The sequence below is a fragment of the uncultured Aquincola sp. genome (genome assembly GCF_964001545.1).
Classification (GTDB): Bacteria; Pseudomonadota; Gammaproteobacteria; order Burkholderiales; family Burkholderiaceae_C; genus Aquincola.
In genome coordinates, this window is the sequence record NZ_CAXFDV010000464.1 from 1 (window position 1) to 11,516 (window position 11,516).

9 protein-coding genes and 1 pseudogene are annotated in these 11,516 nt (G+C 68.3%); 2 read left to right on the forward strand and 8 right to left on the reverse strand.

All coding sequences use genetic code 11. The annotated features are described in order from the left end of the window. From ABNT58_RS15895 to urtA, 3 genes and pseudogenes are all read right to left on the reverse strand, one after another. Positions 1-663 (reverse strand): annotated as a pseudogene (locus tag ABNT58_RS15895) (urea ABC transporter permease subunit UrtC); the annotation flags it as partial. Positions 664-693: 30 nt separating this feature from the next. Beyond that, positions 694-2,280 carry an urea ABC transporter permease subunit UrtB gene (urtB, locus tag ABNT58_RS15900; protein WP_348754432.1) on the reverse strand — a complete coding sequence of 529 codons (1,587 nt, stop codon included), beginning with the start codon at positions 2,278-2,280 and terminating at the stop codon, positions 694-696. Positions 2,281-2,340: 60 nt separating this feature from the next. Beyond that, positions 2,341-3,606 carry an urea ABC transporter substrate-binding protein gene (gene urtA / locus ABNT58_RS15905; protein WP_348754433.1) on the reverse strand — a complete coding sequence of 422 codons (1,266 nt, stop codon included), beginning with the start codon at positions 3,604-3,606 and terminating at the stop codon, positions 2,341-2,343. Between the two features lie 185 nt (positions 3,607-3,791). Between urtA and ABNT58_RS15910 the strand changes: the two genes are divergently transcribed. Next, positions 3,792-4,667 (forward strand): PEP-CTERM sorting domain-containing protein, encoded by an 876-nt coding sequence (locus ABNT58_RS15910; protein ID WP_348754434.1) that lies wholly within the window; start codon positions 3,792-3,794, stop codon positions 4,665-4,667. Between the two features lie 11 nt (positions 4,668-4,678). On the opposite strand, the gene ABNT58_RS15915 is transcribed toward ABNT58_RS15910, so the two are convergent. From ABNT58_RS15915 to ABNT58_RS15935, 5 genes are all read right to left on the reverse strand, one after another. Next, entirely contained in the window at positions 4,679-5,269 is a 591-nt protein-coding gene (locus ABNT58_RS15915) for a DUF4276 family protein (protein WP_348754435.1), read from the reverse strand. Position 5,270: 1 nt separating this feature from the next. Beyond that, positions 5,271-6,482, reverse strand: coding sequence for an AAA family ATPase (locus ABNT58_RS15920; protein WP_348754436.1), 1,212 nt, complete (start codon positions 6,480-6,482; stop codon positions 5,271-5,273). Positions 6,483-6,567: 85 nt separating this feature from the next. Then, on the reverse strand, positions 6,568-7,161 hold the full coding sequence (locus tag ABNT58_RS15925) for a flavin reductase family protein (protein WP_348754437.1): 594 nt from the start codon (positions 7,159-7,161) through the stop codon (positions 6,568-6,570). Positions 7,162-7,170: 9 nt separating this feature from the next. After that, positions 7,171-8,766: a hypothetical protein gene (locus tag ABNT58_RS15930; RefSeq protein ID WP_348754438.1), complete on the reverse strand. Its 1,596-nt coding sequence runs from the start codon at positions 8,764-8,766 to the stop codon at positions 7,171-7,173. A gap of 34 nt (positions 8,767-8,800) precedes the next feature. Next, positions 8,801-9,475, reverse strand: coding sequence for an isochorismatase family cysteine hydrolase (locus ABNT58_RS15935; protein WP_348754439.1), 675 nt, complete (start codon positions 9,473-9,475; stop codon positions 8,801-8,803). A 211-nt stretch (positions 9,476-9,686) separates the two neighbouring features. On the opposite strand from ABNT58_RS15935, the gene atzF reads away from it, so the two are divergent. Beyond that, a complete protein-coding gene (gene atzF / locus ABNT58_RS15940; protein ID WP_348754440.1) occupies positions 9,687-11,516 on the forward strand; it encodes an allophanate hydrolase in 1,830 nt (609 codons plus the stop codon).

Consider the following 11,516-nt stretch of genomic DNA (forward strand, 5'->3'; position numbering starts at 1 on the left):
GAAGATCGTCATGCGCATCTCCTGCGTGGCGATCGGGATGCCGAGGATGCGCTTGAAGTCGGTGAAGCCGTTGTTGCCGCCGAAGCCGGTCTCGTTGCGGAAGAACAGCAGCATGGCCGCGAAGGTCAGGGCCTGCGTGATGATCGAGAAATACACGCCCTTGATGCGCGAGCGGAAGGCGAAGAAGCCGAACACGAAGGCCAGCAGCCCCGGCACCAGCAGCACCAGCAGCATCTGCGCGAGGAACGAATCGCTCAGCGCCCAGTGCCAGGGCAGTTCCTTCCAGTCGAGGAACACCATGAAGTCGGGCAGGTCGCTCTTGTAGTTGCCGTCGCGACCGATCTGGCGCATGAGGTACATGCCCATGCCGTAGCCGCCCAGCGCGAAGAAAAGCCCGTGCCCCAGCGACAGGATGCCGGTGTAGCCCCAGATCAGGTCCATCGCCAGCGCGCAGATGGCGTAGCACATGATCTTGCCGATGAGGCCGATCGAGTAGTCGCTCATGTGCAGCGCACTGCCCTCGGGCACCAGCAGGTTCAGCACCGGGGCCAGCACGCACACCACCAGCAGGGCCACGAACACGCCCGTCCAGCCCTTGGTGCCCAGCAGCGTGCCGCGCTTGGGGGCGGGCAGCGTGAAGGTGGGAGGTAACACAGCACTCATTCGATTTCTCCGTTCATGCAGGCGGTGACGTCAGGCCTCGGCACTTCTGCCCTTCATTGCGAACAAGCCCTGCGGCCGCTTCTGGATGAACACCACGATGAACACCAGCACCATGATCTTGGCCAGCACCGCGCCGGCCCAGCCTTCCAGCAGCTTGTTCAGCACGCCCAGGCCCAGGCCCGCCACCACGGTGCCCGCCAGCTGGCCCACGCCGCCCAGCACCACCACCATGAACGAATCGACGATGTAGCTCTGGCCCAGGTCGGGGCCCACGTTGCCCACCTGCGAAAGGGCACAGCCCGCCAGGCCGGCGATGCCGGCGCCCAGCGCGAAGGCATAGGTGTCCACCCGCGCGGTGTTCACGCCCACGCAGGAGGCCATGCGCCGGTTCTGCGTCACGCCGCGCACGAACAGGCCCAGCCGCGTGCGGGCGATCAGCAGCGCCACGCCGCCCAGCACCAGAAAGGCGAAGGCCAGGATGGCCAGCCGGTTGTAGGGCAGGGTCAGGTTGCTCATCACCTGCACGCCGCCGCTCATCCAGGCGGGGTTTTCCACCGGCACGTTCTGCGCGCCGAAGATGGAGCGCACCGCCTGCATCAGCACCAGGCTGATGCCCCAGGTGGCCAGCAGCGTTTCCAGCGGCCGGCCGTACAGCCAGCGGATCACGCTGCGCTCCATCAGCGCGCCCACCAGCGCACTGGCCAGAAAGCTGAGCGGAATAGCCGCCAGCACATACCAGTCGAACGCGCCGGGCAGGTACTGGCGGAACAGGTTCTGCACCACGAAGGTGGCGTAGGCGCCGATCATCATCAGCTCGCCATGGGCCATGTTGATCACGCCCATCAGCCCGTAGGTGATGGCCAGGCCCAGCGCCACCAGCAGCAGGATGGAGCCCAGGCTGGCGCCAGTGAACAGCACGCCCATCCATTCACCGATAGACAGGCGCCGCTCGACGGCCGTCAGGGCCTTGGCGAGGGCGGCGCGCACGGCCGGGTCGGCTTCGCCGCCGGTGGCCAGGCGTTCCAGCAGCAGGCTGCGGGTGTTGGGGTCGTCGCTGGCTTCCAGAAGCCGGGCGGCGGCCAGCCGCTTGTCGGTGTCGGTTGAGCTCACCAGCACGCCGGCCTTGAGCAGGCTCAGCTGCTTTTTCAGCGCGGCATCGGGCTCAGCCGCTTCGGCCTTGTCCAGCAGCGGCATCAGGCCTTCGTCGGCCTGGTCGCGCAGCTGGGTGATGGCGGCCGCACGCTGTGCCCGGTCCGGCGAAAACAGCTGCAGCGAGGCCAGCGCCGACTGCAGCGCACGGCGGATGCGGTTGTTGTTGACCGGGTCTTCCGCGGTCTCGGGCACGCTGGCCACGCGCTGGCCGCTGGCCGCGTCGGTGGCCTGGCCATCGCGCACGATCAGCACCTGCTCGGGCGTGATCTTCACCGCGTCGTCCAGCAGGGCCTGGGCCAGCGGCGCCAGGCCGGTATCGGCGGCGGCCAGTGCGGCCTGCATCGCGGCAATGCGCTCGTCACTGTCGCCGGTGGCAATCGAACGCGCCTGCTGCGGCGTCAGTGCCTGGGCCCCGACGCTCATCAACAGCGCCAGCAAGCCCGGCACGATCCAACGGACCTGCATTGGTCATCCCTTCTGGTTGCACGGGCCGCGGCGTCAGCCGCCGCGGCCAGGACTTTCAACTCACTTCTTTTCGGGCTCGTCCTTCTTGCCCTTGTTCTCGGGGATGTACGGGCTCCACGGCTGGGCCTTGATCGGGCCCGGCGTCTTCCACACCACGTTGAACTGGCCATCGGCCTTCACTTCGCCGATGAACACCGGCTTGTGCAGGTGGTGGTTCTTCGGGTCCATGGTGGAGGTGAAGCCGCCCGGCGCCTTGAAGGTCTGGCCGGCCATCGCGGCGATCACCTTGTCGGTGTCGGTGCTCTTGGCCTTCTCGACCGCCTGCGCCCACATGTGGATGCCGATGTAGGTGGCTTCCATCGGGTCGTTGGTCAGCGGCTTGTCCTTGTGGCCCGGGATGTTCTTGGCCTTGGCGTAGTCGCTCCAGGCCTTGATGAAGGCATCGTTGGTCGGGTTCTTGATGGACATGAAGTAGTTCCAGGCGGCCAGGTGGCCGACCAGCGGCTTGGTGTCCACGCCGCGCAGCTCTTCTTCACCCACGCTGAAGGCCACCACCGGCACGTCGGTCGCCTTCAGGCCCTGGTTGCCCAGTTCCTTGTAGAAGGGCACGTTGGAGTCGCCGTTGATGGTGGACACCACCGCGGTCTTCTTGCCTTCGGAAGCAAACTTCTTGATCTTGGCGATGATGCTCTGATAGTCAGAATGGCCGAAGGGGGTGTACTCCTCCATGATGTCGGCTTCGGCCACGCCCTTGCTCTTCAGGAAGGCGCGCAGGATCTTGTTGGTGGTGCGCGGGTACACGTAGTCGGTGCCCAGCAGCACGAAGCGCTTGGCGCTGCCGCCGTCCTTGCTCATCAGGTATTCCACCGCCGGGATGGCCTGCTGGTTGGGCGCGGCGCCGGTGTAGAACACGTTCTTGCTCAGCTCTTCACCCTCGTACTGCACGGGGTAAAACAGCAGGCTGTTGAGCTCTTCGTACACCGGCAGCACGCTCTTGCGGCTGACCGAGGTCCAGCAGCCGAAGGTCACGGCCACCTTGTCCTTGGTGATCAGCTGGCGGGCCTTCTCGGCGAACAGCGGCCAGTTGGAAGCAGGGTCCACCACCACCGGCTCGAGCTTCTTGCCCAGCACGCCGCCCTTGGCATTGATCTCGTCGATGGTCATCAGCGCGACGTCCTTGAGCACCGTCTCCGAGATGGCCATGGTGCCCGACAGCGAGTGCAGCACACCGACCTTGATGGTCTCCTGGGCATGCACGGCGGTGGCGCCCATGGCGGCCAGCGCCAGGGCGGAGAGCTTGATCGAGAAGGAACGGCGAGTGGTCATGGGGTACCCCTTGTTGGCGTTGAAGCGACCGTGGATCGGACGCTGCGCAGGTTAGGGATGACCCGCAGGATCGGCCATACGCCGGATGGCGTACGCGAGGGCGTACGAGCCTGCCGCTTCGGTTCTGGGGATGTGCGGCGCCGCGCGCCGACACTCACAATGCCGCCCACTGACCAGGAGCCGACATGCGTGCATTTCTCTTGGCTTCGGCGGCCTGCCTGGCCGTCACCGCGGGCACCCTGATGCCCACCCCGGCAATGGCCGGCTTCTACAAGTCGGCCGAGGTGCGCGCCGAAGCAGGCGGCATCGTGCTCAGCCTGAGCAATGGCGAAACGCACACCGGCAATGGCAGCACGCCCCAGTTCGCGCACGGCGAGAAGTCCTTTCCGGCGGGCAGCTTCAACACCGGCAGCTTCGTGGCCGATGCGCGTGCAGGCGTGGGTTCGCTGTCGGCCTCGGCCTCGCTCGACATCTCGCGGGCGATCAGCAGCGTGTTCCAGATCGCACCCGATGCCGAGGTGCTGTCGCAGGCCAGCTTCCGCGACGAATGGACGATCGGCGGGCGGCCGCTGGACACCCTGGGCCGCATGCGCATCACCACCCACTTCGACGGCATGGCCAGCAGCAGCAGCACGGTGTTCTCCGACGCCTGGGGCCGCTACGACCTGGACATCACCAGCCTGGAAGCCTTCAACAACGTGCTGGACTCGGCCGCCTACAACTCGCAGCGGCAACAGTCGATCGACCAGACCGCGACGCTGGAGTTCGACTTCCGCTATGGCCGGCCCATCCTGCTCAACGCGCTGTTGGTCGCGGTGGTGCAGGTGGAAGCGCCCGCCAGCACCCTGTTCTCGGGCGGCGGCCAGGCCGCTTTCGGCAACACCGCCAGCATCACCAAGCTGGAAGTGCGCGGCGCCGACGGCGTGTTCACCACCCAGGTGGACCTGCAGACGCTGTCGGGCGGCATCTACCCGTTCATGACGGCGGTGCCGGAGCCGGGCACGGCGCTGCTGATGCTGGGTGGGCTGGCAGCTGTGGGGTGGCTAAAGCGGCGGCGCTGACGTCGAACGCCTCACTCCTCGACGTGCACGTACCGGTCCCATTCGCTGCACAACTTGCGAAAGGACCTGCTGGCGGCGTGCGCCTGATCGAGGTCGAAGCGCGCGCAGAAGGCAGGCTGATCAGTCGTCACGCTGTACGCGCGCGAGGCCATCTGGGACTTCATCCATCCCTTGGCGTCGCGCGGCGTTTCCGCGTGCACTGCAAGGCGCGGGTCGGGCATGAACCCGCGATGGCCTGACAGCGAAGAGGCGGCGGCGATGAACCACGCTTCGAACTCTCGGTTCGCCAGCACGACGGACACGCTGCGGTGTGGCACCACGCTCTTCGCCCGCTGCAGAACCTCGGCCCCCTTGCTCGCCGGACAGTCGTCGTCTGCATCGAGCAGCACCAGCACCCAACCGTCTTCGCCAGCCTTGGCAGCGGCCAGCAGCAGGTGGCGGCTGAAGTCTTCTTCGCGGTTCAGAAAGCGATCGCGCCGCACCTGTATTGGCGTGCTGACGTCCACATACCGGCCTTGGGTCCGCCAGCCGGCAAGCCTGCGCAGCAGCACCGGCAGGGCCAACACTTCTCCGTCGCCCTCGACGATCGATGCGATGCGCACCTCAGACCTCCGAGCCGCCAAACAACTCGGCCTGCCTGGCTGACTGCTGTGAAACGATGGCGGGGTCGGGCACCAGCTGGTTCAAGCGCAGCAACTCGCCAGCCGTGAACAGGTGCTGACGCATCGCTTCGCGCGAGGCTGGGTCGATCGGTGCGATGTGTGTCGAGCCCCCGACCGACGACACGGCCAGCAGGGCGTCGTCCGAAAGGTCCGGGTCGCTCAGCAGCTCGGGGCTGTGGCTGGTGACCAGCACCTGCGTCTGCGCCGATGCGCGCACCAGCGCATCGCGCAGTGCCGCGCTGGCTGCCGGGTGTAGCGCGGTCTCTGGTTCCTCGATGCCCACCAGCGTGGGGGCATAGTCGCGATTGCCCTGAAACAGCGCCACCAACACGCCCAGCGCGCGCAACGTGCCATCCGACATGTTTTGCGCCAGGAACCGCCACGGGTGACGGGCGCCCGCCATCTCTTGCAGAAACTCCAGCGTCTCCATGGGCCCGACCTGCTTGCGCTCAACGCCCTGCACCATGGGCACCACGGATTGCAGGAACTCCTTGACGATGGCCTGCTGACCCGGGGCGACGCGCTCCAGATGGCCGATCACGCTGGCGATGTTTTCGCCGGTCGGCTTCAGCAGCCGACCCTCCTGGGGCTTTTGCAGTTCGCGCATCAGGCGCGGGTTGAGGTTGTAGAAACCCATGGAGGCCAGGGCATCAAACACGGGTCGAAAGGCCGCCAGCCCAGACGCTGCAACAAGTGCCAGCCGGTCCGCCGTGACCAGCGGGAAGGTCGTCTCGCTACAGGCCTTCACCTCTCCCCGGTTGATCTTGAAACGCGGGCCCTGGCCCGCCTCGCCAAGGGCACACTCCTCGTTCAACACCTCGTAGCCGCGGTCCTTGAGAGCGCCGATGTCGAAGGCGTAATGGCCGGCTCGTCCATCCGGCAACTCGAACTCGAGGCGGATGCCAAAGTGCGTCGGATGACCGCTGGAGCGACGCCGGATCTCTGCGAGGCCACCACGTTCGTTCATGGCGTTGTCCAGCGAGCTGTTCAAGGCATCACGCACCAGATGAAGTGCGTCGAGGAAGTTGCTCTTGCCGGACCCGTTCGGGCCGACGATGTACGTGAGCGGCTGCAGCCGCACGTCACAGAAGCCGATGCTCTTGAAGTTGCGCAGGATGACGCGTCGCAACAATGCTCGCGGGCTGACTGTCATGAAACGGCCCCATCAGGAAAGGCATCAATGTAGCGCGGCAGCCGCGCACCCAACGTAGCCCTTGGGTGGCCCTGGGCGCGCCACCTCAGCGCGCCACCAGCACCTGCCCCTGCACCGTGCGAGCGGGCAGCACGAACTGCCCGCCGCCCAGGTGGTGCAGCGTGTGCAGGTCGGTGTTGTCGTCGCGGAACTGCCACCGGCCGTTATCGAACACGCGGGGGTCGGCCTGGGCCGACACCACCTCGGCGAAGCAGGTGTCGTAGGCGTCTTCGGTGTGCGGCTCGGGGATCAGCCGGCACTCCATCCAGGCCACGCAGCCCTGCACCAGCGGCAGGCCCAGCACCGGGCCGGCGAAGTGGCCGATGCCGTAGGTGTCGAACTTGTCGGCACTGCCGCTGTTCGCCAAGTCGCGGCCCGACACGCTGCCCACGGTGTAGGTGGCGTCGCGCATCGCATGGCAGGGCACGCTGATGGCGAACTGCCCGCTGGCGGCGATCAGCTCGCGGGTGAAGGTTTTCTTGTCGATCACCACCGCGATGCGCGGCGGATCGAACTCCACCGGCATCGACCAGGCGGCGGCCATCACGTTGCGGCGGCCGCCGTGGGCGGCCGACACCAGCACCGTGGGGCCATGGTTGATGAGGCGGCCCGCATGGGCCAGCAGCACAGGCTTGTTCATGCCGCCAGTCTAGGCGGGCAAGGGCTCCGCATGCTCGGCCGGCTTGGGCGCCACCTGGGCCAGCTTGGCGCAGGCCAGCAGCACCGCGGCAAAGCCCAGGTAGCTCACCGCCACCGGCAGGCTCTGGCCGATGCCGATCTGCTCGCCGTGCATGAAGCCGAAGAAGGTCATCAGCGCGCCGGCCACCGCAAAGGCCGCGGCCTTGACCAGCTCGCGGTCGATGATGAAGGTGGCGATGGCACCGAGCACCAGCCCGCCCAGGATGGCGCCGCCGCCCAGCACTTCCAGCCCGTGGTACAGCACGCCGGTCTGGCCCAGCTTGTCCAGGCCCACGGCCGCGGCACTGGTGCCGGCAGCGCCCAGCGCGTTGTCGATCTGCAGCTTGCCCCAGGCGGCCAGGTGCGGCATGAAGGCCAGGATCACCGCCGGTGCATGGCTGCGCGGCGTTTCCTGGAAGGCCTGCGCGCCGATCAACATGCCGATGTAGAGCAGGATGGGCGCGATGGCCACCACCGGGATCAGCGAGGTCATCACCGAGATGATGCCCAGCCAGCACATCAGCAGCACCACGATGCCGGTGGCCGCCGAGTAGCCGATGCGCCCGCCCATGGACTTCCAGCCCGGGTGGCCGATGTACACGGCGTTGATGAAGGGGTTGCCCATCAGGCAGCCGATGAGGCTGACCACGCCATCGGCCGTGAGCACGCGGGTGGTGGGAAAGTGGTCGCCGCCGGCCGCCGCGCTTTCCACGTTGTCCATCGCCTCCACCAGGTCGTAGATGCCGAAGGGGATGGCGGTGACCAGGATGATGCCCAGGAACTCGAAGCCCGAGAAGACATGGCCCACCGCCGGCAGCGGCACCGAGAAGCCGAAGTTGCTGAACGAGGCCACCAGGTTGGCCAGGCTCATGCCGCCGATGGGCATGCCCAGCGCGGTGGACCCCCAGGCGATGATGCAGCCCACCGCGATGGCCACCAGGCCGGCCGGCACGCCGCGGAACCAGCGTACGCCGCCGAACCAGCTGACCAGGATGATGGCGAAGCACACCACGCCCAGCAGCGGCGTCATGAACATCTCCAGCGCCGGCCGCAGCGCGATGAAGGCGATGGACACGCCGGCCAGCGTGCCCAGCAGCGCGGCCCGCGGCGTGATGCGGCGGATGACCGGCGCGATGAAGCCCCCGACCATCAGCACGAAGCTCTGCACGAAGACCCAGGTCAGGCCCGCTTCCCAGCCCTTGATCGGGTCGCCCGTCTTCAGCGCGATGGGCAGCATGATGACGAACACCACCACGAACATGTGCGGCACGCTGATGCCCGAAGGCAGCGCGCACACGTCGTTGCGGCCGGTCTTTTTGGCCAGCTGCCAGGCCAGCCAGGCGTAGTACAGCGTGGACAAGGCCATCATCAGGCCGGCCGCCGGCAGGATGCGGCCGAACACGATGGGGTCGGGCATCTTCAGCACGTAGCGCAGCAGGCCGGTGAGCACCAGCAGGTTCACCAGGATGTTGGTGCCGAAGCCGAAGAAGGCATTCCAGTCGCCGGGCGCCCAGAGCCGGGGACCGTTGCCGGCGGCAGCCGCCGTCGGGATGCGTGCAGTGGTCATGGATCTACTCCTGCAGTGAAGCGTTGAACAGCGGTCAGCCGGCGCGGTCAAGCGCGGCCAGGAGGCGGGCTGAGTCGCTGACCCAGCCAAAGATGCCGCCCTGCGCATGCACCATGCGCAGGGCGACTTCGTGGAACTCGGGGAAGTAGGAGGCGCAGCAGTCGGCCGGCACCAGGCAGCGGTAGCCGCGGTCGTTGGCCTCGCGCACGGTGGTGTGCACGCACACCTCGGTGGTGACGCCGCAGACGATGAGGTCACGCACGCCGCGGTACTGCAGCATCGGCCCCAGCTCGGTGGCATGGAAGGCGCCCTTGCCGGGCTTGTCGATCACCGGCTCACCCGCTTGCGGGTACAGCTCGGGGATGATGTCGTGGCCTGGCTCGCCGCGGATGAGGATGCGGCCCATCGGCCCCGGCGCCCCGATGCGCAGGCTGGGCGCGCCGCGCTGCACCTTGGCCGGCGGCGCGTCGCTCAGGTCGGGCCGGTGCCCTTCCCGCGTGTGGATGACCAGCAGCCCCGCGGCCCGCGCCGCCGACAGCAGCCGCTGGCAAGGGCCGATGGCCGCGCGCAGCAGCGACACGTCGTTGCCCAGGCTTTCACCGAAACCGCCGGGCTCGATGAAGTCGCGCTGCATGTCGATGAGGATCAGCGCGGTGCGCAGCGGATCGAGGTCGAAGGGGGCGGGCAAGGCATCGACGGTGACGGGCATCTCAGGGCTCCGGTGATCCAACTTGATGCATACGAACTGGGATACCAGTTGCTGGCCGGGGCGTTTGCAATAAGCAAGCCATGGCCGGGCGGCAAGGCCCCGTCCTTCGCACGCCGCTCGCATGCCGCTCGTACAGCCCTCGCACGCAGCGCCAGTCAAGCGCTGGCACGCTTGATGCAGGTGCACCAACTGGTATACCAACGCGTGCACCATGAACGAACAAACACTGCTCACCCTGGCCGACTGGCGTGCCGCCTACCTGGCCGGCGCCCGCCCTTCCGAGCTGCTGGCCGCCCGGCTGGCACACATCCAGGCGCACAGCCCGCGTGAAGCCTGGATCCGCCTGGCCACGCCCGATGAAGTGCTGGCGCAGGCGGCCACGCTGCAGGCGCGGCTGGATGCCGCAGGCGGCGACCTGACCGAGCTGCTGGCGGCGCAGCCGCTGTTCGGCGTGCCCTTCGCCATCAAGGACAACATCGATGTGGCGGGCGTGCCCACCACCGCCGCCTGCCCGGCCTTTGCCTACACGCCTGGCACCGACGCAACCACGGTGGCCCGGCTGCGCGCCGCCGGCGCGGTGTGGCTGGGCAAGACCAACCTCGACCAGTTCGCCACCGGCCTGGTGGGCGCTCGCTCGCCCTATGGCCAGCCGGCCAGCACCTTCGACGCCAGCCGCGTGAGCGGGGGCAGCAGCTCGGGTTCGGCGGTGGCGGTGGCGCGTGGCGACGTGGCCTTTGCGCTGGGCACCGACACCGCCGGCTCCGGCCGCGTGCCGGCCGGCTTCAACAACATCGTGGGGCTGAAGCCAACGCCCGGACGCGTAAGCACCAGCGGCGTGGTGCCGGCGTGCCGCAGCCTGGACTGCGTCTCGGTGTTCGCGTTGACAGTGGACGATGCGGCCGAGGTGCTGGCGGTGATGGAAGGCGAAGACGCCAGCGACGCCTACAGCCGCTTCATGCCCGGCTCGGCGCAGCTGCCGGCCACGCTGCGCATCGGCGTGCCGGCCCAGCCGGTGTTGGACGACACGCACGCATCCGCCTGGCAGCAGGCCCTGGCGCAGGCGCGTGCGATGGGCCACACGCTGGTGCCGCTGGACTTTGCGCCGCTGCATGCGGTGGCCGAGCTGCTGTACGGCGGCCCCTGGGTGGCCGAGCGGCATGCCGCGGTGCAGGCGCTGCTGGACAGCCAGCCCGAAGCCTTCGACCCCACGGTGCGCGCCGTCATCACGCAGGCGCAGCGCTTCAGCGCCACCGACGCCTTCCGCGGCCAGTACACGCTGCGTGCGGCGCAACAGGCCAGCGCGGCCTGGTGGCAGCAGGTGGACGTGCTGATGGTGCCCACCTCCCCGGGCCATCCCACCTTCGCGCAGTTGCAGTCCGACCCCATCGGCGCCAACAGCCGGCTGGGCACCTACACCAACTTCGTCAACCTGCTGGGCTGGAGCGCGCTGGCGCTGCCCGCCGGCTTCACCGCGCAGGGCCTGCCGGCGGGCATCACCTTCATCGGCCCGGCCAACGCCGATGCGGCTCTGGCAAGCCTGGGCCAGGCCTGGCAGCAGGCCCTGGCACTGCCGCTGGGCGCCACCGACCGGCCCTGCCCGGCCAACGCGCCGGACCTGCTGCGCACACCCGCCACCGAGGCCACGCTGCCCATCGCCGTGGTGGGCGCCCACCTGTCAGGCATGCCGCTCAATGGCCAGCTCACCGAGCGCGGCGCCACGCTGCGCGAGGCCACATACACCGCGCCGGCCTACCGCCTGTTCGCGCTGCCCGGCACCGTGCCGCCCAAGCCCGGGCTGCAGCGCGTGGCCGAAGGCGGCGCTGCCATCGCGGTGGAGGTGTGGGACGTGCCGCTGCGCCACGTGGGCAGCTTCCTCGCCCTCATCCCGCCGCCGCTGGGCCTGGGCAGCCTGCAGCTGGCCGATGGCCGCACGGTGCACGGCTTCATCTGCGAAGGCCATGCGCTGGCCGCCGCCACCGACGTGACGCACTTCGGCGGCTGGCGCGCCTACGTGGCCGACCTGAAGGCGCGCAGCGCCTGA

What these genes read in the sequence shown, in the direction of transcription:
- ABNT58_RS15910 (WP_348754434.1), top strand. Translation starts at nt 3,792, where the DNA reads ATGCGTGCATTTCTCTTGGCTTCGGCGGCCTGCCTGGCCGTCACCGCG.
- ABNT58_RS15920 (WP_348754436.1), bottom strand. Translation starts at nt 6,482, where the DNA reads ATGACAGTCAGCCCGCGAGCATTGTTGCGACGCGTCATCCTGCGCAAC.
- urtA (WP_348754433.1), bottom strand. Translation starts at nt 3,606, where the DNA reads ATGACCACTCGCCGTTCCTTCTCGATCAAGCTCTCCGCCCTGGCGCTG.
- urtB (WP_348754432.1), bottom strand. Translation starts at nt 2,280, where the DNA reads ATGCAGGTCCGTTGGATCGTGCCGGGCTTGCTGGCGCTGTTGATGAGC.
- ABNT58_RS15925 (WP_348754437.1), bottom strand. Translation starts at nt 7,161, where the DNA reads ATGAACAAGCCTGTGCTGCTGGCCCATGCGGGCCGCCTCATCAACCAT.
- atzF (WP_348754440.1), top strand. Translation starts at nt 9,687, where the DNA reads ATGAACGAACAAACACTGCTCACCCTGGCCGACTGGCGTGCCGCCTAC.
- ABNT58_RS15935 (WP_348754439.1), bottom strand. Translation starts at nt 9,475, where the DNA reads ATGCCCGTCACCGTCGATGCCTTGCCCGCCCCCTTCGACCTCGATCCG.
- ABNT58_RS15930 (WP_348754438.1), bottom strand. Translation starts at nt 8,766, where the DNA reads ATGACCACTGCACGCATCCCGACGGCGGCTGCCGCCGGCAACGGTCCC.